Annotated in this window: 22 protein-coding genes; 14 read left to right on the plus strand and 8 right to left on the minus strand. The window is 69.5% G+C overall.

Going from position 1 to position 24,885, the window contains the following annotated elements; all coding sequences use genetic code 11:
• The gene (locus ACFW0G_RS35070; RefSeq protein WP_378329773.1) at nt 1-231 is read right to left on the minus strand and encodes a hypothetical protein; all 231 of its coding nucleotides are present in this window, start codon (nt 229-231) and stop codon (nt 1-3) included.
• Nucleotides 232-279: 48 nt separating this feature from the next.
• Complete coding sequence (locus ACFW0G_RS35075) at nt 280-588, minus strand: hypothetical protein (RefSeq protein WP_378329774.1); 309 nt, start codon at nt 586-588, stop codon at nt 280-282.
• A 154-nt stretch (nt 589-742) separates the two neighbouring features.
• On the opposite strand from ACFW0G_RS35075, the gene ACFW0G_RS35080 reads away from it, so the two are divergent.
• The 3 genes from ACFW0G_RS35080 (at nt 743) to ACFW0G_RS35090 (ending at nt 3,922) form a co-directional block, all read left to right on the plus strand.
• Nucleotides 743-1,900 (plus strand): AAA family ATPase, encoded by a 1,158-nt coding sequence (locus tag ACFW0G_RS35080; protein ID WP_378329775.1) that lies wholly within the window; start codon nt 743-745, stop codon nt 1,898-1,900.
• 168 nt (nt 1,901-2,068) lie between these two features.
• The gene (locus ACFW0G_RS35085) at nt 2,069-3,577 is read left to right on the plus strand and encodes a methionine--tRNA ligase (protein ID WP_378329776.1); all 1,509 of its coding nucleotides are present in this window, start codon (nt 2,069-2,071) and stop codon (nt 3,575-3,577) included.
• Nucleotides 3,578-3,718: 141 nt separating this feature from the next.
• Nucleotides 3,719-3,922 (plus strand): hypothetical protein, encoded by a 204-nt coding sequence (locus ACFW0G_RS35090; RefSeq protein WP_378329777.1) that lies wholly within the window; start codon nt 3,719-3,721, stop codon nt 3,920-3,922.
• Nucleotides 3,923-3,931: 9 nt separating this feature from the next.
• On the opposite strand, the gene ACFW0G_RS35095 is transcribed toward ACFW0G_RS35090, so the two are convergent.
• The 5 genes from ACFW0G_RS35095 to ACFW0G_RS35115 form a co-directional block, all read right to left on the minus strand.
• Entirely contained in the window at nt 3,932-5,119 is a 1,188-nt protein-coding gene (locus ACFW0G_RS35095; RefSeq protein ID WP_378329778.1) for an NAD(P)/FAD-dependent oxidoreductase, read from the minus strand.
• Nucleotides 5,116-5,433: a bifunctional 3-phenylpropionate/cinnamic acid dioxygenase ferredoxin subunit gene (locus ACFW0G_RS35100; RefSeq protein ID WP_378329779.1), complete on the minus strand. Its 318-nt coding sequence runs from the start codon at nt 5,431-5,433 to the stop codon at nt 5,116-5,118. The genes ACFW0G_RS35095 and ACFW0G_RS35100 overlap by 4 nt, the downstream gene beginning before the upstream one ends.
• 126 nt (nt 5,434-5,559) lie before the next feature.
• Nucleotides 5,560-7,242, minus strand: a complete 1,683-nt coding sequence (gene betA / locus ACFW0G_RS35105; protein WP_378329780.1) for a choline dehydrogenase — start codon at nt 7,240-7,242, stop codon at nt 5,560-5,562.
• A 19-nt stretch (nt 7,243-7,261) separates the two neighbouring features.
• Nucleotides 7,262-8,815, minus strand: coding sequence for an amino acid permease (locus ACFW0G_RS35110; protein WP_378329781.1), 1,554 nt, complete (start codon nt 8,813-8,815; stop codon nt 7,262-7,264).
• A 39-nt stretch (nt 8,816-8,854) separates the two neighbouring features.
• Nucleotides 8,855-10,321, minus strand: a complete 1,467-nt coding sequence (locus ACFW0G_RS35115) for an aldehyde dehydrogenase family protein (protein ID WP_378329782.1) — start codon at nt 10,319-10,321, stop codon at nt 8,855-8,857.
• Between the two features lie 202 nt (nt 10,322-10,523).
• Here ACFW0G_RS35115 and ACFW0G_RS35120 point away from each other — a divergent pair, with 202 nt between their 5' ends.
• The 4 genes from ACFW0G_RS35120 to ACFW0G_RS35135 all read left to right on the plus strand — a co-directional run bounded on the left by ACFW0G_RS35120 (nt 10,524) and on the right by ACFW0G_RS35135 (nt 14,354).
• A complete protein-coding gene (locus ACFW0G_RS35120) occupies nt 10,524-11,099 on the plus strand; it encodes a TetR/AcrR family transcriptional regulator (RefSeq protein ID WP_378329795.1) in 576 nt (191 codons plus the stop codon).
• 375 nt (nt 11,100-11,474) lie between these two features.
• Entirely contained in the window at nt 11,475-12,560 is a 1,086-nt protein-coding gene (locus tag ACFW0G_RS35125) for an S-(hydroxymethyl)mycothiol dehydrogenase (protein WP_378329783.1), read from the plus strand.
• The gene (locus tag ACFW0G_RS35130) at nt 12,560-13,189 is read left to right on the plus strand and encodes an MBL fold metallo-hydrolase (RefSeq protein WP_378329784.1); all 630 of its coding nucleotides are present in this window, start codon (nt 12,560-12,562) and stop codon (nt 13,187-13,189) included. Before ACFW0G_RS35125 ends, ACFW0G_RS35130 begins: the two co-directional genes overlap by 1 nt.
• 46 nt (nt 13,190-13,235) lie before the next feature.
• Complete coding sequence (locus tag ACFW0G_RS35135; protein ID WP_378329796.1) at nt 13,236-14,354, plus strand: aromatic ring-hydroxylating dioxygenase subunit alpha; 1,119 nt, start codon at nt 13,236-13,238, stop codon at nt 14,352-14,354.
• Between the two features lie 2 nt (nt 14,355-14,356).
• Here the strand turns inward: ACFW0G_RS35135 and ACFW0G_RS35140 are convergent, their stop codons facing one another.
• Nucleotides 14,357-15,004, minus strand: coding sequence for a GntR family transcriptional regulator (locus ACFW0G_RS35140; RefSeq protein ID WP_378329785.1), 648 nt, complete (start codon nt 15,002-15,004; stop codon nt 14,357-14,359).
• A gap of 59 nt (nt 15,005-15,063) precedes the next feature.
• On the opposite strand from ACFW0G_RS35140, the gene glyA reads away from it, so the two are divergent.
• The 7 genes from glyA to ACFW0G_RS35175 are packed head-to-tail and all read left to right on the plus strand — an operon-like array spanning nt 15,064 to nt 24,693.
• Nucleotides 15,064-16,374, plus strand: coding sequence for a serine hydroxymethyltransferase (glyA, locus tag ACFW0G_RS35145; protein WP_378329786.1), 1,311 nt, complete (start codon nt 15,064-15,066; stop codon nt 16,372-16,374).
• Nucleotides 16,371-17,600 carry a sarcosine oxidase subunit beta family protein gene (locus ACFW0G_RS35150; protein ID WP_378329787.1) on the plus strand — a complete coding sequence of 410 codons (1,230 nt, stop codon included), beginning with the start codon at nt 16,371-16,373 and terminating at the stop codon, nt 17,598-17,600. The genes glyA and ACFW0G_RS35150 overlap by 4 nt, the downstream gene beginning before the upstream one ends.
• A 17-nt stretch (nt 17,601-17,617) precedes the next feature.
• The gene (locus ACFW0G_RS35155) at nt 17,618-17,896 is read left to right on the plus strand and encodes a sarcosine oxidase subunit delta (RefSeq protein ID WP_378329788.1); all 279 of its coding nucleotides are present in this window, start codon (nt 17,618-17,620) and stop codon (nt 17,894-17,896) included.
• Nucleotides 17,893-20,742, plus strand: coding sequence for a 2Fe-2S iron-sulfur cluster-binding protein (locus tag ACFW0G_RS35160; protein ID WP_378329789.1), 2,850 nt, complete (start codon nt 17,893-17,895; stop codon nt 20,740-20,742). Before ACFW0G_RS35155 ends, ACFW0G_RS35160 begins: the two co-directional genes overlap by 4 nt.
• On the plus strand, nt 20,732-21,325 hold the full coding sequence (locus ACFW0G_RS35165) for a sarcosine oxidase subunit gamma (RefSeq protein ID WP_378329790.1): 594 nt from the start codon (nt 20,732-20,734) through the stop codon (nt 21,323-21,325). Before ACFW0G_RS35160 ends, ACFW0G_RS35165 begins: the two co-directional genes overlap by 11 nt.
• 6 nt (nt 21,326-21,331) lie before the next feature.
• Nucleotides 21,332-22,195, plus strand: a complete 864-nt coding sequence (purU, locus tag ACFW0G_RS35170) for a formyltetrahydrofolate deformylase (RefSeq protein WP_378329791.1) — start codon at nt 21,332-21,334, stop codon at nt 22,193-22,195.
• Nucleotides 22,196-22,227: 32 nt separating this feature from the next.
• A complete protein-coding gene (locus ACFW0G_RS35175; RefSeq protein ID WP_378329792.1) occupies nt 22,228-24,693 on the plus strand; it encodes an FAD-dependent oxidoreductase in 2,466 nt (821 codons plus the stop codon).
• Nucleotides 24,694-24,885: the final 192 nt, after the last annotated feature.

The raw sequence follows: 24,885 nt of genomic DNA on the forward strand, positions 1-24,885 counted from the left end.
TCAGGAGTTCCGCTCACCCTCGAGGCGGGCCTGCTCGACCAGTTCCGGGTAGGCTTCGCCGTCCTCGGGATCCTCCGGGAGCAGCGAAATCGACCAGGGAATGGGGCACGGCGGAGCGTGGCCGGGATCGGGGCACAGCATTCTTTCGATGCGTTCCTTGATCTCCTCGGCCTGCTGCCGGGTGGTGTGCATCCCCAGCCGGATTTCCCAGATACTCGTTTCTTCGGCCATCCCTCACCCAACGGTTGAACGGGGCGAGCCGGGCTCGCCCCGCCGACGTTACCAGGTCCGCTTGGCGTCGCAATGACGCTTGTAGTGTCCCGCTGGGACCGGGACATTGCGCTTGGCGTCCTTGATGGCGTCCTCGCGGGTCTTGCCCACGCCGTCGGCACGCTTGTACCCGGTGACGTGGTTGTCGCTGATGCGCACGATCTGGCACTGCACGGTGGCGTGCCAGGTCTTCAGGATCCCGATCCCGTTGTCCGGGGTGACCGGTGCGAGCGTGCCCGCCGACGCGGCGGGTGCGGCGAGTCCGCCGATCGCGAGCGCGAGAGCCCCGGCGATCAGCCCGTTGCGAAGCATCTTCACGATGGTTCCTCCTTGTCGGTGCGGTGTTCGGACACCACCGACCTTCGCAGCCCGGCCCGCCGCCGATGACCGTTGGCAGCGCGGTTGGCAGTCCACTGGCAGCCCAGCGGTAATTGAATAGCCGTGCTCCACGTGTTGTCCTAGCCTCTCCGGCGTGCGTGACGGTTCCTTCCCCCTGCTCTGGCTGCACGGCCCGTCCGGTGTCGGCAAGTCCACGGTGGCCTGGGAGATCTTCGCCGAACTCGGCCGTTCCGGGCCGCGGACCGCGTATGCCGACATCGATCAGCTGGCCCTGTGTTATCCGGCGGACGGCGACGATCCGGGCAACGATCGGCTCAAGGCGGCGAATCTCGCGGCGGTCTGGCCGATCCTGCGCGAAGCGGGCGCTCGCTGCCTGGTGGTGTCCGGAATCCTCGACACCGCCGACGCTGTTCGCGCGTACGTCGATCGCCTGCCGGGGGTCGCGTTGACGTCATGCCGCCTACGCGCCGACGAGGCGGAGCTGCGAAACCGGATCGTCACCCGGGGCTGGCAGACGCAGCTGGCGGACGCGGCTGTCCGTCATGCCGAGGCGCTGGACCGCGCCGACATCGGTGAGTTGTGCGTCGATACCGGTGGACTGTCCGCAGTGGACGTCGCCCGTCTGGTGCGCGCGAAGACCGGGTGGCCCGGACCCGCCGCCGAAATCACCTATCCGGTGGCGCCGCTTCCAGTGTCCACAATAGACTATGAGGCCCTGCCGTTGCTGTGGCTGTGCGGTCCGCAAGGGGTCGGCAAATCCGCCGTCGGCTGGGAGATCTTCGCCGATCTCCTGAGCTCCGGCGCCAAGACTGCGTATGTCGACCTGGCGCAGCTCGGTTTTCTTCGGCCCATCCCGGACGGCGATCCGGACAACCACACGCTCAAGGCGCGAAGTCTCGGTGCCCTGTGGGCGAACTTCCGCGCCGCCGGAGCCCGCTGCCTGATCGTCTCCGGCGGGGTCACCGGCCAAGCCGCCGTCCGCCGGTACGCCGCTGCGGTACCCGGCACGAAGCTGACAGTGTGCAGACTGCACGCCGGCCCCGCGGAGCTGACCGAGCGGATCCTGCGGCGCGGGCGCGGCGAGGGCCCGCCGATCCCGGGTGACGAGCTGAAGGGCCTACCCGCCGAGGCCCTGCACCGGCTCGCGGAACGGGCCGCGCGCGAAGCCGATGACCTGGAACGCGCGGGGATAGGCGACTTCCGTGTGGACACCGACGGCCTGTCCACCGGGGACGTGGCGCGGCTGGTCCGCGCGCGAGCGGGGGAGTGGCCGGGCTCGGTCACGCGGTAAACGGGTGGCCGGACGACGCCGCGCTCGCTAACCTGACGTCATGACGTTCGCGCGCACCGCCATGATGCCCCGCTCCCGGGGCCGGTAGCACGCGCGGACGATCCGTCCGAGGCCCTGTCCAAGGGGCCTCGCCGGCTGTCGGAGCCCCGTGTCCACCCGGAGGTTCCGATGCCCCACACCTACATCACCACCACCATCCCGTATGTCAACGCGCGGCCGCATCTCGGTTTCGCGCTGGAACTCGTCCAGGCCGACGTGCTCGCCCGGCATCGGCGCCGCGAGGGCGACCAGGTCCGGCTGCAGACCGGCACCGACGACAACTCGCTGAAGAACGTGCTGGCCGCCGAGGACGCGGGCGTACCGGTGCGGGAGTTCGTCGACCGCAACGCCGCGGCGTTCGTCGCGTTGCGGGAGCCGCTTTCCCTTTCCACGGACGATGTTCTGCGCACGAGCCATGATCCGCGACATCGCGCCGGGGTCGAACACTTCTGGCGTGCCTGTGCCGGCGCCGGGGATTTCTACCGCCGGTACTACGAGGGCCTGTACTGCGTCGGCTGTGAGCAGTTCTACACCGAGTCCGAATTGGACGGTGGGCGCTGCCCGGAGCACGACGTCGCGCCGGAGCACGTGGCCGAGGAGAACTGGTTCTTCCGGCTTTCCCGCTATGCCGGGCAACTGCACGATCTCGTCACGAGCGGACGTCTCCGGGTCGAACCCGCGCAGCGGCGCAACGAGGTTCTCGGTTTCCTCGCCGGCGGACTGGAAGACTTTTCGATCTCGCGCTCGGCGGAGCGGGCGCGCGGCTGGGGCATCCCGGTGCCCGGCGATCCCGGTCAGGTGATCTACGTGTGGTGGGACGCGCTCGGCAACTACCTCACCGCGCTCGGCTACGGCTCCGGCGGCACCGGGCACCAGCGGTGGTGGCTCGATTCCGATCGCCGGATTCACCTGGTGGGCAAGGGAGTTCTCCGGTTCCACGCGGTCTACTGGCCGGCGATGCTGCTCTCGGCAGGCCAGCCGCTGCCGACCGACATCGTCGTGCACGACTACCTCACCCACGACGGACGCAAGATCAGCAAGTCCGCCGGGAACACCGTCGATCCCGCCACGCTGGCGGCGGAATGCGGTACCGACGCCGTCCGCTGGTGGCTGTTACGGGAGGTACCGCGCGTCGGCGACGCCGACTTCACCCTCGCCAGGCTCGTCGCCAGGGCGGACGACGAACTCGCCAACGGGCTGGGAAATCTCGTCCACCGCGTGGTCGCGATGGTCCACCGCTACCGGGCCGGGGCCGTTCCGCGCGGTGGCCGGGCATCGGGCGGCGAACGGGTGGACCGCGCGGTCGGGACGGTGCGGGCGGAAGTCGGAAAAGCCTTGGCGGAGTTCGATTTCCGGAGCGCCACCGCGGCGGTCTGGGCGATCGTCGACGAGGCCAACCGCTTCGTCAGCCAGGCCAAACCGTGGGAACTGGCGAAGGCCGAACGCGACGGCGCCGCGCCGGACGCTCTCGACGCCGTGCTGGCGACGCTCGTGCTGGCGTGCCGGACGGTCGGCGAGGAGCTGGCGCCGTTCCTGCCGGACGCGGCGGCGCGGGTGACCGAGGCCTGTACGGAGCGGGGCGGGCGGCTGCCCGCCGCGTCCCCGCTCTTCCCGCGTCTCGCGGCAGGCCAACGCTAGAACACTTGCACAATCATTTGACCAATGGGGGTGACCTGGGGTTTACTGAGCGAGCGGAACGTCGACCGGAGGAGGTGAGGGCCATGAGTCCGGAACACAGTCTCGGCTCACCCGCATCCCTCGAACCTCCGGGAGGTCACCATGACCATGACTGCTTTCTTCCGTATCGCCCAGCGCGGTAGCCGGGGTGACGGCCTTGCCCCCATTGCCCCCGTCGTCACTCCGGCACCGCGGCGGTCCATCGAACAGCCCGCCGCGCGTCCGGCACTGCGGATGACCTGGCGGCCCGTGACCGACGAGCACGGCAAGCGCGTCCTGCGCGCGAGCTGGCACGCCGGGCAGTGAGTTCAAGCGTCAGGCGACCGGTGCGGGCGGCCGGAGCGCCTGGCGCTTGAGCCGGTTGAACAGCTTCACGTTGTTCAGCGCGAACGCCCCGACCGTGACACCGTCCCGTTCGAAGGTCGCCACGAAGGAGGAATCCTCCGTGGTCCCTTCGACGAGGACGAGCCGGTCACCGGGCGCGGGGTGCCCGGCGACCTGGATCCGGCCGCCGTACTGATCGGACCAGACGTACCCGCTCGCCGTGTAGCTCCGGATCGTCTGCCCGGCCAGCAGGTTGGCCACCGCGACGCCGGCCTGCTCGGTCGCGTTCGTCCAGTGCTCGTGGCGCAGCCGCTGCCCGGCTTCCCCGCCGGCGTACTGCGCGACGTCGCCGATCGCGACCACATTGGGCAGCTTGGTGACCAGCCCGTGGTCGGTGTGCACCCCGTTGCCGATGGTCAGCCCCGAGCCGATCAGCCAGTCGGCTGCGGGCGACATGCCGATGCCCACCACGACGACGTCCGCGGGCAGGTGCCCGCCGTCGGCCAGATCGACGCCGGTGACCCGGCGGCCCCGCGGCCCATCGTCCACTGTGGTCAGTCCACTCACGACGGACCGGCAGCGCAGCCGTGTCCCGTGCTCGGCGTGCAGCCGCGCGCAGACCGCGCTCAGTTCGGGGCCGAACACCCGGGACAGGGGAGCGTCGAGGGCTTCCAGCACGGTGACGTCGAGGCCGAGTCCCCGGCAGGTGGAGGCGACCTCGGCGCCGATGAACCCGGCCCCGGCCACGACGACCCGCGGGGACCCCGTCAGCTCGGCACGCAGCCCCAGTGCGTCGTCGAGGGTGCGCAGCACGTGCACCCCGGCGACGCCCTCGGCGCCGGGAAGCGTGCGGGCCCGGCCACCGGTCGCGATGACGACGCCGTCGGCGAAGATCTCCTCGCCGCCGGAAAGCGTCAGCCTGCCGTTGGCCGGGTCGAGCCGTTCCGCCCGGACGCCGAGCCGGTAGGTGACGCCGAGTTCGTCCTCGGCGTCGAGCAGGTCCAGTGACTCCCGGTCGCTCGTCCCGGCCAGGAACTCCTTGGACAGCGGCGGCCGGTCGTAGGGCCGGTGTGGCTCCTCGCCGACCATGACCACGTCGCCCTCGAAACCCTGACCGCGCAGCTCCTGGAGCGCGCGGGCACCGGCCAGCGACGCTCCCACGATCGCGACGCTCTTCACGCCGCGTCCTCCTGCGACTCCGCCTGGACGTAGATGACGCCCTCGTCGACCACGACGGAGTAGGTGCGCACCGGCCTCTTCGCGGGGAGGCACGAAGGCATGCCGGTGCGCAGATCGAAGAGGGCGGCGTGGAGGGGGCATTCCACGAAGCAGCCTTCGAGCCAGCCCTCGGAGAGGGAGGCGTCCTGGTGGCTGCACGTGTCGTCGATGGCGTACAGCTCACCGTCGGCGTTGAACACCGCGATGGGCACGGCCCCGGGGATCCTCACGGATTCCCCGGGGGGCAGTTCGTCCACCGTGCACGCGCGCATCATGTCGGACCTCCGGGATGTGCCGGGCTGAAGTTCGGGGGGAGTAGTTGAGTTGCGCTGTGTTGAGTTGCGTACTGCGGAACTCGAACCGGGATACGCAACAAGTTTGAATCGCGCGTCAGGATCTCGTCAAGAGCTACGGCGAGGTAGTTTCGACGAGTTTTCGTGGCGGTGGAAGGGCTGCTTGATCGGGGCCAGGGGAGTGTTGCCGAGGATCAGATCCGCGGACTTCTCGGCGGTCATCATCACCGGGGCGTAGATGTTCCCGTTGGGGATGTAGGGCATGACCGAGGCGTCGGTGATCCGCAGCCCCTTCAGGCCGTGGACGCGCATGGTCTCCGGATCGACGACCGCCCCCTCGTCGACGCCCATCTTGGCGGTGCACGAGGGATGCAGTGCCGTCTCGGCGTCGCGCGCGACCCAGTCGAGGATCTCCTTGTCCGTCTCGACGCCGGGCCCCGGCGAAATCTCGCCGCCGTTGTACGGGTCGAGGGCGGGCTGGTTGAGGATCTTCCGCGCCACCCGGACCGCCTCCACCCACTCGCGCCGGTCCTGCTCGGTCGACAGGTAGTTGAAGCGCAGTGCCGGGTGCTTGCGCGGGTCGGTCGAGGTGATCTTGACGGTGCCGCGGGTGTCGGCGTACATCGGCCCGACGTGCACCTGGTAGCCGTGTCCCGCGGTCGGCGCCGAGCCGTCGTAACGGATCGCCACCGGCAGGAAGTGGAACATCAGGTTCGGGTAGGCGACCTCGTCGTTGCTCCGGACGAACCCGCCGCCCTCGAAGTGGTTGGTGGCGGCGGGTCCGGACCGCAGGAACAGCCACTGCGCGCCGATCTGCGGCCGCTTCCACTTCGCGAGCGACGGCATCATCGACACCGGCTGCTTACAGGCGTACTGGATGTACACCTCGAGGTGATCCTGCAGGTTCTCGCCGACGCCGGGCAGGTCCGCGACGACGTCGATGCCCAGCTTCCCCAGCTCGGCGGCGTTGCCGACACCGGAGAGCTGGAGAAGCTGCGGGGTGTTGATCGCGCCGCCGCACAGGATGATCTCCTTGCCGTACACCTCGGTGGGTGCGTGACGTCCTTGTGCGTATTCGACGCCGATCGCGCGGTCGCCGTCGAACAGGATCTGCGAGACGAACGCTCGCGTGTGGACGGTCAGGTTGGGCCGGTGCATGACCGGCCGCAGGTACGCCCCGGCCGCCGAAAGCCGCCGCCCGCGCCGGACGTTGCGATCGAACGGGGCGAATCCCTCCTGCCGGTAGCCGTTGACGTCGTCGGTGCGCGGGTACCCGGCCTGCTCGGCGGCGTCGAAGAAAGCGCCGAACAGCGGGTTGGTGGCCGGGCCGCGTTCCAGCTCCAGCGGCCCGGAATGGCCGCGCCACGGCCCGTCCGGCGGATCGGCGAGGCAGTTCTCCATCCGCTGGAAGTACGGCAGGCAGTGCGCGTAGTCCCAAGTGGACATTCCGGGGTCGGCGGCCCAGCGCTCGTAGTCCATCGGGTTCCCGCGCTGGAAGATCATCCCGTTGATGCTGCTGGAACCACCCAGTACCTTCCCGCGGGCGTGGTAGATCCGGCGGCGGTTCATATGCGGCTCGGGCTCGCTGCGGTAGCCCCAGTCGTAGAACCTGCTGCCGATCGGGAAGGTCAGCGCCGCGGGCATGTGGATGAACACGTCCCACGGGTAGTCCGGGCGCCCGGCTTCGAGGACGAGGACCTTGTTCGCCGGGTCCGCGGACAGCCGGTTCGCCAGCGCGCTGCCCGCCGAACCGCCGCCGACGATGACGAAGTCGTACTGGGTGGAACTCATCGGGTGATTCCTCCTGGTGCTAGGGAGTGAGCGGTTCGGGGACGGCCTGGCCGGTGTGGGTGGCCGCCCAGCGCTTGCGGCGGACGTAGAGCAGGACGCCGCCGACCACGACGATCAGGCCGGTGACGAGCACCGCGCCCCACTGGAAGTACCAGTGGTCGTCGCCGTAGACCTCGGCGCGCGGCCAGATCAGGTTGACCGTCATCGCGGCGCCGTAGAGCACGGCGATCGCGTTGACGAGCGTGCCCCAGCGGCCCAGCCTGAAGTACGGGCCGTGGCCGGGGCGGGGCCACTGGCCGCGCAGGCGGCGCAGCAGCATCGGGCCGGTGACCATCAGGTAGGGGATGTAGAAAAGGACGATCGCGGTCGAGGTCAGCACGAAGAACGCGCGCTGGTTGCCGAGGTTGATCAGCAGGACGCCGATGGTGAGCGCGCCGGTGATCAGCGCGGGCACGATCGGGGTCTTCGACTTGGGCGACACCCGGGAAAGCGCTTTCGAGAACGGGAGCCGGTTGTCGCGCGCCATCGCGAACGTCATCCGGATCGCGGCGGTCTGCACCGCGAGGCAGCACACCGTGATGGCGATCGCCGAACAGATGAGGAACGCGTTGCCCAGTCCGTTGCCGAGCGTGCTCTTGAGCAGGTACGGCATTCCGGACGTCGACAGCTCTTCGGCGTTGATGTTGCCGACGGCCATCATCCCGAAGAGCATCACCAGCCCGCCGACGACGAACGACGCCGTGATCGCGCGCAGGATCGCCCTCGGCGCGTGCTTGCGCGGCTGGGTCGTCTCCTCGGCCAGCGAACCCGCGGTGTCGAAGCCGTAGAAGACGTACGCGCTCATCAGCGAGGCGACCAGGAACGCGCCGAGGTAACCGAGCGAATGGCCGCCGCCGGTGTCGTGGGTCTGGAACACCACCTGCGGGCCCCGCTTGATGTGTACGGCCAGCGCGATGATGAGCAGGATGACCGCGGTCAGTTCGACCGCGACACCGAAGTTGTTGATCTTCGCCATGAGCCTGACGCCGATGACGTTGACGACGGTGGCGAACACGACCAGGCCGAGCGCCAGCAGGATCGCGTTCTTCGCGCCGCCGGGTGTGCTCGTCAGCCCGGCGTCCGAGGGACTCCCGACGATCTGGAACACCTGCGAGACCTGGGGAAGGATAATCTGGTAGGCCACGGCGACCGCGCCCGCGGTCACGATGGCGCCGATGATCATGATCCAGCCCGCCATCCACGACGTCGCGGGTTTCGCGATCTGCTTGGCCCACTGGTAGACCGACCCGGCGAGCGGGAACTGCCCCGCCAGCTCGGCGAAGCACAGCGCGACGGCGAGCTGGCCGAGGAAGACGATCGGCCAGGTCCAGATGAAGGCGGGGCCGCCGGAGCCGAAGCCGAAGAAGAACAGCTGGAACACCCCGGTCATGATCGAGATGTAGCTGAACCCGGCGGCGAAACTGGAAAAGCCGCCCAGCGAGCGTTCCAGCTCCTGGCGGTAGCCGAACTTCGCGAGTTCGGAGCTGTCGGCGGCTTCGGGCGGGGTGTTCGGGGGTTTGGAGCGTGTCGTCATGGCCACGTCCTCTGTGGTGGGGGACTTCGGGAGCGGGCGTCAGCCCTTGAACCAGTGCTGCGGTGCCGGCGCGATGTTGTGGTAGACGTGCTTGGTTTCGCGGTACTCGTCGAGCCCGGACGGGCCGAGCTCCCGGCCGATGCCGGATTTGCCGAAGCCTCCCCATTCGGCCTGGGGCAGGTAGGGGTGGTAGTCGTTGATCCACACCGTGCCGTGCCGGAGCGCGCCCGCGACGCGTTGCGCGCGCGAGGCGTCCGACGTCCACACGGCCCCTGCCAGCCCATAATCGGTGTCGTTCGCCAACGCCACGGCTTCGGTCTCCGTGCGGAAGCGCTCCACGGTGACCACCGGGCCGAACACCTCCTCCCGTACGACCGCCATGTCGGCGGTGCATTCGCTGAAAACGGTGGGGCGCAAGAAGAATCCGTCGCACAGCGCGGGGTCGTCCGGCCGCGAGCCGCCCGCGCGCAGCACCGCGCCCGCCGCGAGTGCGTCCGCGATGTGCCGCTCGACCTTCGCCCGGTGCTCGGCCGAGACCAGCGGGCCGGTCTCGGTCTCCGGGTCGAGTCCGTTGCCGAGCCGGATCCGGTCCGCCCGCGCGGCCAGTTCGGCGACGAACCGGTCGTGGATCCCGTCCTGCACGATCAGCCGGGAACCCGCCGAGCAGACCTGTCCCGAATGGACGAACGCGGCGGCCAGCGCGTAGTCGAGAGCGGTGTCGAAATCGGCGTCGTCGAAGACCACGTTCGGGTTCTTGCCGCCGAGTTCCAGCGCCACGCGCCGGACGCCCTTCGCCGCCGCGGCCATGATCTTCTCGCCGGTGGCCAGCCCGCCGGTGAAGGAGATCAGGTCGACGCCGGGATGCTCGGTCAGTGTCGCGCCGACGTGGCCAGGGCCGAGCACGAGGTTGACCACCCCCGGTGGGACCCCGGCCTCTTCGAGCAGCGCGACGAGCTTGATCGTGGTCAGCGGGGTGACCTCGCTCGGCTTGAGCACCAGGGTGTTGCCCGCGGCCAGCGCCGGGGCGACCTTCCAGGACATCTGGAGCAGCGGGTAGTTCCACGGCGCGATCAGCGCGCACACGCCGACCGGCTCGTGCACGATCCGGCTGACGACGGTGCCGCTGCCCGCGTCGACCACGCGTCCGGCGTCCGCGTCGGCGAGCCCGGCGTAGTAGCGGAAGACGGCCGTGACGTCGTCGACGTCGATACGTCCTTCGGCGAACGTCTTGCCGGTGTCGAGGCTTTCGGTGCGGGCCAGTTCGTCGCGGTCGCGGACGAGGAGTTCGGCCACGTGACGCAGGATCCGGCCGCGTTCCGCGGCGCTCGTCCGTCGCCAGGGGCCGCCGTCGAACGCTCTTCTCGCCGCCGTGACCGCCGTGGCCACGTCGTCGGGGCTCGCGACGGCGACCGTGCAGAGCACTTCGGCGTTGAAGGGATTGAGCACGTCGGAGCGGGTCCCGTCGGAGGACTCGGACCAGTTTCCGTCGAGGTGGAGGTCTTTCATGCGGCCTTTCCCGTCGGTGAGCGCTGCGGCCGTGAACTGGGTGGATGTGACAGGCAGCACATCGAGTGCGTACATTTGTACGCGAAGCATGTACGTCTGTCCACATCGCGAGGCGGGCAATTTCCGCACCGGGCGTCGTGCGACGATCACCGTCGGCGGTTCGATGTCCGCCGGAGACCGCGAGGGAGCTGGGGCCGGGACGATGGCGAAGATCGAGGAGAACGGGCGGAAACGGCTGCGCGGGCCGAACGATCCCGATCGGCGGGCGAAGATCGCGCGGGCAGCTATCGCCGTCGTCGCCGAGCGGGGCATCGACGGGCTTACGCACCGGGCGGTGGCCAAGGTGGCCGACGTGCCGCTCGGGTCGACCACCTACCACTTCGCGACGCTGGACGATCTGCTGGAAGTCGCGCTCAACGAAGCCGCCGACAACAACGTGCGGCAGCTGCGGGAGTGGGAAAAGGGCCTCGACCCGGACGCCGATTTCGCCGTCGAGCTGGCCGCGCTGGTGATGAGCTACCTCGAGGACGCGTCCCGGCACACGATCGTCGAGTACGACCTGTACGTCGCCGCCCTGCACCGGCCGCGGCTGCGCCCGGCGAGTGCGGCCTGGGACAACGCGCTGATCCAGTTCTTCGGCTCCCGCACCGATCCGCTCACCGGCCGCGTGCTCGCGGCGATGTTCTGCGGCCTGGTCATGCAGGTCGTCCTGGCCGACCCGTCGCCGACCCACGCCGAGATCGAGGCCCTGTTCCGCCGAGCCATCGAAGGCCCCTGACCGCCCGGCCCGGTGAGCCGAGGGACGCCCTTGGTGCGTTGGCCGCACCGAGGGACGCCCCCGGTGCATCGAACGCACCCAAGGCGTCCCCCGGCACCCCCGGCCCCGCGGCATCTCCTGGCCCGGCGCGGCAAATCGTTACCGCCGGGTAGTTCTGCTCCGATCGTGGCTCGCCGGAAAACGCGTCTTGACACCGGCCTGATGCCCAGTCATCGTTTGTTTCCGATAGGGCAACCTCGTGCGTAATACGCAACTCAATCCCGAACTCGATCATCCCCCGCAGCTCCTGATCCCGCCGGCGCGGCCGTCCCGGGAGACAGCGTGCTGCCCGTTCCCGACCCGGTACGTCCGGACCCGCGGAGAGGAGAAGAGCCTGTGCCCCAACAGGTTCGTGGCGTGGTGGCGCTCAAGCAGGGCGCACCAGTGGAAGTGGCCGACATCGTGATTCCCGACCCCGGTCCCGGCGAGGCCGTGGTGCGGGTGCAGGCCTGCGGGGTCTGCCACACCGACCTGCACTACCGCGAAGGCGGCATCAACGACCAGTTCCCGTTCCTGCTCGGGCACGAGGCCGCCGGCGTCGTCGAGTCGGTCGGCGACGGGGTCACCGATCTGGCCGTCGGCGACTTCGTGGTGCTCAACTGGCGTGCCGTGTGCGGGGTGTGCCGGGCCTGCAAGCGTGGCCGTCCGTGGTACTGCTTCGACACGCACAACGCGAAGCAGCCGATGACGCTGACCGACGGCACCCCGCTGTCCCCGGCGCTCGGCATCGGCGCGTTCGCCGAGAAAACCCTGGTCGCCGCCGGACAGTGCACGAAGGTCGACCCGGACGTGCCGCCCGAGGTCGCGGGCCTGCTCGGCTGCGGCGTGATGGCGGGGATCGGCGCCGCGATCAACACCGGGCAGGTCGGCCGCGGCGACTCGGTGGCCGTGATCGGCTGCGGGGGTGTCGGCGGGGCCGCGATCGCGGGGGCGCGGCTGGCCGGTGCCCGCGAGGTCATCGCGGTCGACATCGACGACGCGAAGCTCGCCAAGGCCGTCGAACTCGGTGCCACGCAAAGGATCAACGCGAAACAGGCCGATCCGGTGGAAGCCATTCGCGAGCTCACCGGCGGCCACGGTGCCGACGTCGTGATCGACGCGGTCGGCAGGCCGGAGACGTTCGAGCAGGCGTTCTACGTGCGGGACCTGGCGGGCACCGTCGTGCTGGTCGGCGTGCCGACCCCGGACATGCGCCTGGAACTACCGCTGGTGGACGTCTTTTCGCGCGGCGGCGCGGTCAAATCGTCGTGGTACGGGGACTGCCTGCCCAGCCGGGACTTCCCGATGCTCGTCGATCTCTACCGTCAGGACCGCCTGCCGCTGGGCGCGTTCGTCAGCGAGACGATCGGGCTCGGCGAGGTCGAGGACGCGTTCGCGAAGATGCACCACGGCGAAGTGCTGCGTTCGGTGGTGATCCTCTGATGTCCGCGCGGGTCGACCTCGTTCGCACGTCCGGCGAGTTCACTCTCGACGGCGGCACGTTCGAGGTGGAGAACAACGTCTGGATCCTCGGTGACGACACCGAATGCCTGGTGATCGACCCGGCACACGACCCCGAGCCGGTACTCGACGCGATCGGCACGCGCACGGTTTCGGCGATCGTCTGCACGCACGCGCACAACGATCACATCAACGGCGCGGTCCCGCTGGCGGACAAGGTCGGCGCCCCGATCCTGCTCCACCCGGCGGACCGTGAGCTGTGGGACGCGGTGTACCCGAACCGGCCGCCGGACCGGTCGCTGTCGGACGGCGAGCGGCTCACCGTGGCCGGGCTCGACGTCCGCGTGCTGCACACACCGGGGCACACCTGGGGTGGTGTCAGCCTGCACGTTCCCGAGCACGGCTGGCTCTTCTCCGGTGACACGCTGTTCCAGGGTGGCCCCGGCGCCACCGGACGGTCCTATTCGGACTTCGAGGTCATCATCGCCTCGATCGCGAACCGGCTGCTCGTCCTCGACGGCACCACAACCGTCCACACCGGACACGGGCCGACCACGACCATCGCCGCCGAGGCCCCGCACCTCGGCGAGTGGATCTCCCGCGGCCACTGACCGACTTCCCGCCACCGAGAGGAGCTTCGTGGTGACCAGCACCGACCTGCCGCGCACCGACCTGCCCCCGAGTCTCATCGCGACCCTGCCCGGCCACTACTACACCGACCGCACCATCTTCGCGCTGGAGCAGGCGCGGATCTTCGAGACGTCGTGGTTCTGCGCCGTGCGCAGCGCCGACCTGCCGGCGCCGGGCACCTTCGAGACCGTCCAAATCGGACGGGAAAGCGTGCTGATCTCGCGCGGCCGCGACGGGAAGCTCAACGCCTTCCTCAACGTCTGCCGTCATCGGGGCGCCCGGCTGTGCACCGAGGAGAGCGGCTCGGTCAAGCGATCCTTCCAATGCCCGTACCACGCCTGGACCTACGGGCTCGACGGCAAGCTGATCGCCGCGCCCAACCTCACCGGGATGCCGGACATCGACCGGGCCGAGTACGGGCTGACCCGCCTGCACCTGCGTGAGTACCTGGGTTACGCCTGGGTGTGTCTCGCCGATGATCCGCCGTCCTTCGAGACCACCGTGATGGCCGACATCCACAGCAGGCTCGGCGGCCCGGACGAGATCGCCGCGTACGACATCGACGAGCTGGCGCTGGGCCGTCGCATCGAGTACGACGTGAAGGCGAACTGGAAACAGATCATCGAGAACTTCATGGAGTGCTATCACTGCGCGACCATCCATCCCGAACTCACCGAGGTACTGCCCGAGTTCGCCGACGGCTACGCCGCTCAGTACTACGTCGGCCACGGCGCCGAGTTCGGCGAGGAGGTCCAGGGCTTCACCGTGGACGGCGGCGCGGGCGTCGACCGGCTGCCCGGGGTGGGGGAGCACCAGGACCGCCGGTACTACGCGATCACCGTCCGGCCACAGGTGTTCGTCAACCTGGTGCCGGATCACGTGATCGTGCACCGGATGTTCCCGCTCGCCCCGGATCGCACGATCGTGCGCTGCGACTGGCTTTACCTGCCCGAGGTCGTGGAGTCCGGAAAGGACCTCACGCGTTCGGTCGAGCTGTTCCACCGGGTGAACCAGCAGGACTTCGACGCGTGCGAGCGTTGCCAGCTGGCGATGGACTCGCGGTCGTACGCCAAGGGCGGGGTGCTCGTGCCGAGCGAACACCACATCGGCGAGTTCCACGACTGGGTCAAGGCGCGGCTCGCGTAACGCTAGATGAGGGCGCGGATGGCGCGTTCGAAGCTCTGGACGTGCTTCAGGGTCAGCTCGGCCGCCTTGCCCGCGTCGCCCTCGATGATCGCGGTCAGCAGCGGGACGTGTTCGTCGACGTGCCCCGCCATGCCCCGCAGGCGGGGCACGAAGACGCACCAGATCCGCGTGGCCAGGTTGTCGTAGCGCAGCAACGTGTCTTCGAGGAAGGGATTGTGCACACAGCGGTAGACCGCGCGGTGCACGCCCAGATCGGCTTTGAGGAGGTCGGCGTTGTCATCAGCCGGTTTTGTGGCGTCCAGCTCCGTGCGCAGGATGCGCAGCGCCTCGCGTTCGGCCGCCGAGGCGCGTTCGGCGGCCGCGGCGGTGGCCATCGGCTCCAGCGTCCGGCGCACCTCGGAGATGTGCGCGAGATCGGAGATGTTGACCTCGGTGGCGAACGTGCCGCGGCGCGGGAAGGCGACGACCAGCCGCTCGGTTTCGAGTCGCTTCAACGCTTCCCGGATCGGGGTGCGGCCCATGCCGAGGGCGTGGCCGAGCCCCTCCTCGTTGATCGGCTCTCCCGGCTTGATGTCGAGCATGACCAGGCGATCACGGATGTGGAGGTAGGCCTTCTCGGCGAGAGACGGGCTGTTGACCTGTGTGTTCACGCGAGCTAGTCTACACGACGACTGATATACCAGTAGTCGACCAGCAGAACAGGATGCCCATGACTGCGACGATCGACAGCCGCCGCGCGGTGCTGAACCGCTCGCTGGCGGAGTACGACCCGGCCGTGGCCGAGGCGATCAACGAGGAACTCGCCCGTCAGCAGGGCACCCTGGAGATGATCGCCAGCGAGAACTTCGCGCCGAGCGCGGTGCTCGAGGCCCAGGGCTCGGTGCTGACCAACAAGTACGCGGAGGGCTATCCCGGCCGCCGCTACTACGGCGGGTGCGAGCACGTCGACGTCATCGAGCGACTGGCGCTGGACCGGATCAAGGCGCTGTTCGGCGCCGGTTTCGCCAATGTGCAGCCCCATTCCGGCGCGCAGGCCAACGCCGCCGCGATGGCCGCGCTGCTCAAGCCCGGCGACACGATCCTCGGCCTGTCGCTGGCTCACGGGGGGCATCTCACCCACGGGATGCGGATCAACTTCTCCGGGCTGCTGTACGAGGTCGTCGGCTATGAAGTGTCCACTGAGGACTTCCGGATCGACATGGCCGAGGTCGCCCGGCTGGCTCGGGAGCACCGGCCGAAACTGATCATCGCGGGTTGGTCGGCCTATCCCCGGCAGCTGGACTTCGCGCGGTTCCGCGAGATCGCCGACGAGGTCGGCGCGTACCTCATGGTCGACATGGCGCATTTCGCCGGGCTGGTCGCGGCGGGGCTGCACCCGTCGCCGGTGCCACACGCCCACGTCACGACGACGACCACGCACAAGACGCTCGGCGGTCCGCGTGGTGGCGTGATCCTGACCAACGACGCGGCACTGGCCAAGAAGGTCAACTCGGCGGTGTTCCCCGGCCAGCAGGGCGGTCCGCTCGAACACGTCATCGCCGCGAAGGCGGTCGCGTTCAAGATGGCGGCCGAACCGGAGTTCGCCGAACGCCAGCAAAGGACGTTGCGGGGCGCGAAGATCCTCGCCGAACGGCTGCTCGCCGAGGACGCCGCGGCGGCGGGCGTCTCGGTGCTGACCGGCGGCACCGACGTCCACCTGGTCCTCGCCGATCTCCGGAATTCCGATTTGGACGGTCAGCAGGCGGAGGACCGGCTGCACTCGGCCGGCATCACGGTGAACCGCAACGCCGTCCCGTTCGATCCGCGTCCGCCGATGGTCACCTCGGGCATCCGGATCGGCACCCCGGCGCTGGCGACGCGCGGCTTCGGCGACGACGAGTTCCGCGAGGTCGCCGACATCATCGCCACCGCGCTGCTCCCGGCGTTCGACGACACGGTCGCGGCCGCGCTGCGTGCCCGTGTCTCGACACTCGCCGCAGCTTTCCCGTTGTACCCGCACCTGCAGGAGGCCGCGCGATGACCACCCCGCCCGGGGCGCACCTGCCCGACCACCCCGATTTCCTGTGGGACAACCCGGATCCCGCACGCACCTACGACGTCGTGATCGTGGGCGGCGGTGGGCACGGGCTCGCCACCGCGTACTACCTCGCCAAGGTGCACGGGATCACCAACGTCGCGGTGCTGGAGAAGGGCTGGCTCGCGGGCGGGAACATGGCCCGCAACACCACGATCATCCGCTCGAACTACCTGTGGGACGAGAGTTCCGGGATCTACGAACACTCCCTGAAACTGTGGGAGGGCCTCGAAGAGGACCTCGGCTACCCGATCCTGTTCGACCAGCGTGGCGTGCTGAACCTCGCGCACAGTCTCCAGGACGTCCGCGACAGCGTCCGGCGCGTCAACGCGAACAGGCTCAACGGGATCGACGCCGAATGGGTGGACGCCCGGGGCGTCAAGGAGATCTGCCCGATCGTCAACATCTCGCCCGATGTGCGCTACCCGGTCATGGGCGCGACGTTCCAGCCTCGCGCCGGGATCGCCAAACATGATTACGTGGCTTGGGGCTTCGCCCGCGCGGCGGCCGAAATGGGGGTCGACCTGATCCAGAACTGCCAGGTCACCGGGATCGAGACCAAGCAGGGCCGGGTCACCGCCGTGGAGACCACGCGGGGCCGCATCGCGGCGGGCAAGGTCGCGCTGTGCGCCGCCGGGCACTCCGCGGTACTCGCCGCGATGGTCGGCCTGAAACTCCCGGTGACCTCGCATCCGTTGCAGGCGCTGGTGTCCGAGCTGCTCGAACCCGTGCATCCGACGGTCGTCATGTCGAACGCCGTGCACGTGTACGTTTCGCAGGCGCACAAGGGTGAACTCGTGATGGGCGCCGGGATCGACAGCTACAACGGCTACGGCCAGCGGGGCTCGTTCCACATCATCGAACAGCAGATGTCGGCCGCGCTGGAGCTGTTCCCGGTCTTCGCCAGGGCCCATCTGCTGCGCACGTGGGCCGGCATCGTCGACGTCACGCCCGACGCGTCACCGGTCGTCGGGCTCACCCCGGTCTCCGGGCTGTACCTCAACTGCGGCTGGGGGACCGGCGGGTTCAAGGCCACCCCCGGTGTCGGCGACTGTTTCGCGCACACCGTCGCGAAGGACAAACCCCATCCGTACGCCGAGCCGTTCACCTTGGACCGGTTCACGACCGGTGCACTCGTCGACGAACACGGCGCCGCCGCCGTCGCCCACTGAGTTCCCTGGAGTTCGCTGTGCAACTGATTCCCTGCCCCTGGTGCGGGCCCCGCGAGGAAGCCGAGTTCCACTACGGGGGCCAGGCCCACGTGGCGTATCCGGAGGACCCGTCGGCGCTGTCGGACGAGGAATGGGCGCGTTACGTCTTCTTCCGTGACAACCCCGCCGGGCCGTTCGCCGAACGCTGGAGCCATTCCGCGGGCTGCCGTCGCTGGTTCAACGCCGTCCGCGACACCTCCTCCCACGAACTCCTGGCGGTCTACCGCCTCGACGAAGCCCGGCCGGTGATCTCATGACCGCTCCCTTCCGGCTGCCCTCGGGCGGCCGCATCGACCGCGACACCCCCGTCGAGTTCCTCTTCGACGGTCAGGTGCTCACCGGCTACCGGGGTGACACACTGGCCTCGGCGTTGCTGGCCCACGGCATCCACCGGATCGCGACCAGCGTCAAGTACGGCAGGCCACGCGGCATCATGGCCGCCGGCGTCGAGGACGCGAACGCGCTGGTGCAGATCGAAAAGCCGTTCCCCGAGCCGATGCTGACCGCCACCACGGTCGAACTGCACGACGGCCTCGTCGCCAGGGGGCTGCCCGGCCAGGGCAAGCTCGCCGAGGAGCCCGATCCCGCGCGGTACGACCACAAGCACGTCCACTGCGACGTCCTGGTGATCGGCGCCGGCCCCGCCGGGCTCACCGCCGCGCTGACGGCCGCGCGCGCCGGTGCCCGCGTGGTGCTGGTCGACGACCAGCCCGAGGCGGGCGGCTCGCTGCTCGGCTCGAACGAGTTCCTGGACCTCGAGCCGGCACAGGAGTGGATCCGCGGCGTCGTCCAGGAGCTGTGGTCGCTTCCGGATGTCCTGGTGCTGGAGCGCACGACGGCGTTCGGCGCCTACGACGACGGCTTCTTCCTCGCTCTCCAGCGGCGGACCGACCACCTGGGCACGGCATCGGAAACCGTTGCACGTCAACGTGTTTGGCGCATTCGCACCAAACAGGCCGTGGTCGCCACCGGCGCGCACGAACGACCCGTGGTGTTCGACGGCAATGACCGGCCGGGCATCCTGCTCGCCGCGTCCGCCCGTACGTACCTGCATCGCTACGGCGTGGTGCCCGGCCACCGGGCCGTGGTGTTCACGACCAACGACAGCGCCTACGCCGCCGCGATCGACCTCGCCGGCGCCGGTGTCGAGATCGCGGCCGTCGTCGACGCGCGGCCCGAAGCACCGCGTGGCTGGGCGGCCGAGTGCGCCGAGCGGGGGATCAGCGTCCATTGTGGACACGTCGTCACCGGGACTTCGGGAACGGACCGGGTGTCCGCGGTGGAGATCGCCTCGGCCGGTGGTGCTTCATCGACGGTCTCGTGTGACACGCTCCTGGTCTCGGGCTGCTGGAATCCCGCCGTGCACCTGTTCAGCCAGGCTCGCGGAAAGCTCGCGTACGAGCCCTCGCTCGGAGCTTACGTCCCCGCCGGGGAACTGCCCGCGCTGCGTGTCGCCGGATCCGCCGCGGGTGTGCTCGACCTGGCCGGATGTGTGCGGCAGGGCCGCGAGGCGGGAGAGGCCGCCGTCGCCGCGGCGGGCTTCGACGTGGCCGCGGGCTTCCCGCTGCCGGTGTCCGACGCACGGCCCGAAGAGGTCGCGACCGCGATCCTGTGGAAGGTTCCCGACGGTCAGTCCCTTGTGGACGGCGATACGCGGTTCGTCGACCTGCAGCGGGACGCGACCGTCACCGACGTCCTCCGCGCGACCGGTGCCGGGCTGCGCTCGCTGGAGCACATCAAGCGGTACACGACCATCGGTACCGCCCACGACCAGGGCAAGACCTCCGGCATGATCGCCGCCGGGATCGTCGCGGACGAACTGGGCACGGACCTCGCGCAGGGCAGGCCGACGACCTTCCGGCCGCCCTACACGTCGGTGCCGTTCGCCGCGCTCGCCGGGCGAGATCGCGGCGAGCTGCACGATCCCGCGCGGGTCACGGCGATCCATCCGTGGCATGTGGCGCATGGCGCGAAGTTCGAGGACGTCGGGCAGTGGAAACGGCCGTGGTACTACCCGCGTGCCGGGGAAAGCATGGACGAAGCCGTCCTGCGGGAATGCCGCGCGGCTCGTGCGGGTGTGGCCCTGATGGACGGTTCCACGCTGGGCAAGATCGATCTGCGGGGGCCGGATGTCGGCGCGTTCCTCGACCTGCTCTACACGAACATGATGAGCACCCTGAAGGTCGGCCGGATCCGGTACGGCGTGATGTGCGGCGTCGACGGCATGGTGATCGACGACGGCACCGTCATCCGCGTCGCCGAGGACCACTGGCTGGTGACCACCACCACCGGCAACGCGGCGATGATCCTCGACTGGATGGAGGAGTGGCTCCAGACGGAATGGCCGCACCTCGCCGTTTTCGCGACTTCGGTGACCGAGCACTGGGTCACCGTGCCGCTGGTCGGTCCGCGCTCCCGCGACGTGCTGGCCGCGGTCGCGCCGGATCTCGACGTCGGCAACGACGCCTTCGGGTTCATGACCTGGCAGGACACGGAAGTCGCCGGGATCCCGGCGCGCGTGTGCCGGATCAGCTTCTCCGGTGAGCTGGCGTACGAGATCAACGTCAAGTCGTGGTACGGCGTCGCGCTGTGGGAGGCGCTGATGTCGGCAGGGGAGCCGTACGGGATCACGCCGTACGGCACCGAGACGATGCACGTCCTGCGCGCGGAGAAGGGCTACCCGATCATCGGGCAGGACACCGACGCGACGCTGACCCCGCAGGATCTCGGCATGTCCTGGGCGGTGTCGAAGAAGAAGGCCGACTTCATCGGGAAGCGGTCGTTCGCCCGCGCCGAGAACCAGCGGCCCGACCGCAAGCAGCTCGTCGGCCTGCTGCCGGTCGATCCGGCCGTGCTGCTGCCGGAAGGCGGGCAGGTGATCGAATCCGACCACCTGCCGGAGCCGCCGGTGCGCATGCTCGGCCACGTGACGTCGAGCTACCGGAGCGCCGCGCTGGGGCGGACCTTCGCGCTGGCCGTGGTGCGGTCGGGACGTGAGCGGATCGGTTCGACGCTGTACGTGCCGGTGGGTGACCGGGTGGTCCCGGTGACGGTCACTGATTCCGTGTTGTATGACAAGGAAGGGGCCCGTCGTGACGGTTGAGACCTTACGGCGTTCACCGCTCGCCGAGCAGGCCACGCGGCTTGCTTCGCTCGCGCCCGCGTTGCGGGTCGCGGAGGAACCGTTCCTGACTCAGCTGACCGTGCGCGTCCGTGACGACGCCGCGGTAGCCCGGCTGGGCGCGGCGCTGGGCGTCGCGCTACCCACCACGCCGTGCACGTTCAGCCGGGGGGCGGGGGCGGTGGAGATCTGCTGGATGGGGCCGGACGAATATCTCGTCCTCGGTACGCGTCCGGAGCTGGAGGACGTGGTGCGTTCGGCGCTGGGCGACGCGCCGGGCGCGGTGGTCGACGTGTCGGGACAGCGGACGCTGGTCACACTGTCCGGGCCCCGGGTCCGGGACGTGCTCGCGCACGGCTGCTCGGTGGATCTGCATCCGGCCGTCGCCGGGACCGGGACGTGCGTGCAGACGTTGCTCGCGCGGACCGGCATCGTCCTGCTGGTGCGTGACGCCGCCCGTGACGAGTTCGCCGTGCTGGTCCGGTCGTCGTTCGCGGCCTACTTCGGTGGGTGGCTGATCGACGCCGCGGTCGAATACGTCCCCTCCTCCGGCGATCAGGAGTGAATTCCCGTGGCACAGTCCTTCACCCTGACCCTCAAGTGCCCCGAGCGATCCGGCATCGTGCACGCGGTGACGACGTTCCTCGTCGGCCGGGGTTGCGACATCGTCGAGCATCAGCAGTTCGATGACGACGTGCGAGGCTCGTTGTTCCTCCGCACATCCTTCACCTGCCCCGGCGACGAGACCGGCAAAGAGACCACAGTGGACGGTCTGGCCCAGGATTTCGGCCCCGTGGCACGGGAATTCGCGATGGAGTTCGAGTTCTCCGACGGACGTCCGGACCGGATCCTGGTGATGGTCTCGAAGTTCGGGCACTGCCTCAACGATCTGCTGTTCCGCTGGCGGGCGGGCAGCCTCGGCGCGGACATCGCGCTGGTGGTGTCCAACCACGAGGACCTGCGGCCGATGGCCGAGGCCGCCGGGCTCCCGTTCGTGCGAGTCCCGGTCACGCCGGAGACCAAACCCGAGGCGGAGCGGCGGCTGCTCGAACTGGTCGACGAGTACCAGGCCGACCTCGTCGTGCTCGCGCGGTACATGCAGGTGCTGTCCAACGAGCTGTGCGTCAAGCTCCAGGGCCGCGCGATCAACATCCACCACTCGTTCCTGCCCGGTTTCAAGGGCGCCAAGCCCTATCACCAGGCGTATGACCGCGGCGTCAAATACGTCGGCGCGACCGCCCACTACGTCACGCCCGATCTCGACGAGGGGCCGATCATCGAGCAGGAGGTCCAGCGTGTCGACCACAGCTACGGTCCCCGTGCGCTGGTGACCGTCGGCCGCGACGCCGAGGCGCTCGCGTTGTCCCGTGCCGTCCGCTGGCACTGCGAACGCCGCGTCCTGCTCAACGGCAACAGCACCGTCGTCTTCCGCTGACCCATCCCGAACTCCGACCCAGGAGGATTCCCATGACCGCATCGCCTCGTGTCGTGATCATCGGCGCCGGGATCGTGGGCGCCAACCTCGCCGACGAGCTGACCAGCCGGGGGTGGGCCGACGTCACGGTGCTCGATCAGGGCCCCCTCCCGCTGACCGGCGGCTCGACCTCGCACGCGCCGGGGCTCGTGTTCCAGACCAACGCGTCCAAGACGATGACGGAGTTCGCGCGGTACACCGTCGAGAAGTTCTCCACACTGGACGTCGACGGGCTGCCGTGCTTCAACCCCGTCGGCGGGATGGAGGTGGCGACGACGCCCGCGCGCTGGGAGGATCTCAAGCGCAAGCACGGCTGGGCGACGTCGTGGGGGATCGGGTCCGGGCTCATCGACCCGGACGAATGCCTCCGTCGCTATCCGCTGCTGGACATCGACAAGGTGTTCGGCGCGCTGTACGTCCCGACCGACGGGCTGGCGAAGGCCGGGCGGGCGGTCGTCGCGCTGACCCGCCGAGCCGAGGAGCGAGGCGCCCGGTTCGTCGGCTCCACCAAGGTCACCGGCGTGCTCCAGCACGGCGGCCGGGTGACCGGGGTCGAGACCGACGCCGGCGTGTTCGACGCCGACATCGTGGTGTCCTGCGCCGGGTTCTGGGGACGCCGGATCGGCGCGATGGCCGGCATGGACGTCCCGCTGCTCCCGCTGGCGCACCAGTACGCCAAGACAGGGCAGCTGGCCGAACTCGTCGGGCGCAACACCGAGATCACCGAGGCGAGCCTGCCGATCCTGCGGCACCAGGACCAGGACCTCTACTTCCGCGAGCACAACGACCGCCTCGGCATCGGGTCCTACGCGCACCGGCCGATGCCTGTCGAACTGTCCGATTTGGACGAAGAGGGCGAGATCGGCGAGCACGCGATGCCGTCCATGCTTCCCTTCACCGACGAGGATTTCGCGCCGTCGTGGGAGGAGAGCAAGCTGCTGCTCCCGGCACTGCGGCAGACCAAGGTGGAGGAAGGTTTCAACGGCATCTTCTCCTTCACCCCCGACGGTCAGTCGCTCGTGGGGGAATCGGCGGACGTGCGCGGGTTCTGGGTGGCCGAGGCCGTCTGGGTGACGCATTCGGCGGGTATCGCCAAGGCCGTCGCCGAGCAGCTGGTGCACGGGCGGTCGGAGACCGACCTGCACGAGGTCGACGTCAACCGCTTCGAGGAGGTCCAGCTCTCGCAGGAGTACGTCGACGAGACCTCGCAGCAGAACTTCGTCGAGATCTACGACGTCCTGCATCCCTTGCAGTCCAAGCTTTCCCCGCGGGATCTGCGGGTCACGCCGTTCCACGCGCGGCAGCGTGCACTCGGCGCCTTCTTCCTGGAGGCCGCGGGCTGGGAACGGCCGCACTGGTACGAGGCGAACGCGCCACTGGTCAAGGAGATGCCGCACGACTGGCTGCCCCCGGCCCGCGACGCCTGGTCGGCGCAGTTCCATTCGCCGATCGCGGCCGCGGAGGCGTGGCGCACCCGCACCGCCGTCGCGCTCTACGACATGACACCGCTCAAACGCGTCGAGGTGAGCGGGCCGGGCGCGCTCGCCTTCCTCGAACGGCTCACCACCAACAAGCTCACCAAGTCGGTCGGCTCGGTCACCTACACGCTCATGCTCGACGACGCGGGCGGCGTCCGCAGCGACGTCACCGTGGCCCGGCTCGAACCCGACGTCTTCCAGGTCGGCATCAACGGCAATCTGGACGCCGACCACTTCCGCAAGAACCTGCCCGGCGACGGGAGCGTCCGGGTCCGCGACATCACCGGCGGGACCTGCTGCCTCGGCGTCTGGGGCCCGGCGGCCCGGGATCTGGTCCAGCCGCTGAGCCGCGAGGACTTCTCGCACGAGGGCCTCAAGTACTTCCGCGCCCGGCACGCACGCGTGGCCGGAGTCCCGGTGACCGCGATGCGACTGTCCTATGTGGGCGAACTCGGCTGGGAGATCTACACCAGCGCCGACAACGGGCTTCGGCTGTGGGACGCGCTGTGGGCCGCCGGGCAGGATCTCGGCGTCATCGCCGCGGGCCGTGCCGCGTTCAACAGCCTGCGGCTGGAGAAGGGCTATCGCCTGTGGGGCACGGACATGACCACCGAGCACGACCCGTACGAGGCAGGGGTCGGGTTCGCGGTGCGTCCCGCCAAGGGGGAGTTCCTCGGCAGGGAAGCCATCGACGGCCGGAGCGAGGAAACCGCGGCGCGGCGGCTGCGCTGTCTCACCATCGACGACGGGCGCTCGGTGGTGCTCGGCAAGGAACCGGTGTTCGTGGACGGACGGCCCGCGGGCTATGTCACCAGTGCCGCCTACGGGTTCACGATCCGCAAGCCGATAGCCTACGCGTGGCTGCCCGCGACGGCCGAGGTCGGCACGCCGGTGGAGATCGAGTACTTCGGCCGCCGGATCGCGGCGACGGTCGCCGCCGAACCGCTGTTCGACCCCGGTATGGAGCGCATTCGCCGCTGACCGCGACCGTACGACCCGTGGAGGACGAGGCCCGATGCGTGATCAGATCCTGAGCGAGTTCCTGGACCGGCTGGCGGCACGGGTCCCGGCCCCCGGCGGCAGGGTTCCGGCAAAGTCGTTGTGGGGTTAGGGGTGGATGCCGAGCAGGGTGAGTGGTCGGTTGATGTCTCGGGTCATGTGGCGTAGCCCTTT

Origin of the sequence: Amycolatopsis sp. NPDC058986 (assembly GCF_042741125.1) — a bacterium.
Classification (GTDB): Bacteria; Actinomycetota; Actinomycetes; order Mycobacteriales; family Pseudonocardiaceae; genus Amycolatopsis.

What these genes read in the sequence shown, in the direction of transcription:
- ACFW0G_RS35070 (WP_378329773.1), bottom strand. Translation starts at nt 231, where the DNA reads ATGGCCGAAGAAACGAGTATCTGGGAAATCCGGCTGGGGATGCACACC.
- ACFW0G_RS35085 (WP_378329776.1), top strand. Translation starts at nt 2,069, where the DNA reads ATGCCCCACACCTACATCACCACCACCATCCCGTATGTCAACGCGCGG.
- ACFW0G_RS35090 (WP_378329777.1), top strand. Translation starts at nt 3,719, where the DNA reads ATGACCATGACTGCTTTCTTCCGTATCGCCCAGCGCGGTAGCCGGGGT.
- ACFW0G_RS35100 (WP_378329779.1), bottom strand. Translation starts at nt 5,433, where the DNA reads ATGATGCGCGCGTGCACGGTGGACGAACTGCCCCCCGGGGAATCCGTG.
- betA (WP_378329780.1), bottom strand. Translation starts at nt 7,242, where the DNA reads ATGAGTTCCACCCAGTACGACTTCGTCATCGTCGGCGGCGGTTCGGCG.
- ACFW0G_RS35110 (WP_378329781.1), bottom strand. Translation starts at nt 8,815, where the DNA reads ATGACGACACGCTCCAAACCCCCGAACACCCCGCCCGAAGCCGCCGAC.
- ACFW0G_RS35115 (WP_378329782.1), bottom strand. Translation starts at nt 10,321, where the DNA reads ATGAAAGACCTCCACCTCGACGGAAACTGGTCCGAGTCCTCCGACGGG.
- ACFW0G_RS35120 (WP_378329795.1), top strand. Translation starts at nt 10,524, where the DNA reads ATGGCGAAGATCGAGGAGAACGGGCGGAAACGGCTGCGCGGGCCGAAC.
- ACFW0G_RS35130 (WP_378329784.1), top strand. Translation starts at nt 12,560, where the DNA reads ATGTCCGCGCGGGTCGACCTCGTTCGCACGTCCGGCGAGTTCACTCTC.
- glyA (WP_378329786.1), top strand. Translation starts at nt 15,064, where the DNA reads ATGACTGCGACGATCGACAGCCGCCGCGCGGTGCTGAACCGCTCGCTG.
- ACFW0G_RS35150 (WP_378329787.1), top strand. Translation starts at nt 16,371, where the DNA reads ATGACCACCCCGCCCGGGGCGCACCTGCCCGACCACCCCGATTTCCTG.
- ACFW0G_RS35160 (WP_378329789.1), top strand. Translation starts at nt 17,893, where the DNA reads ATGACCGCTCCCTTCCGGCTGCCCTCGGGCGGCCGCATCGACCGCGAC.
- ACFW0G_RS35175 (WP_378329792.1), top strand. Translation starts at nt 22,228, where the DNA reads ATGACCGCATCGCCTCGTGTCGTGATCATCGGCGCCGGGATCGTGGGC.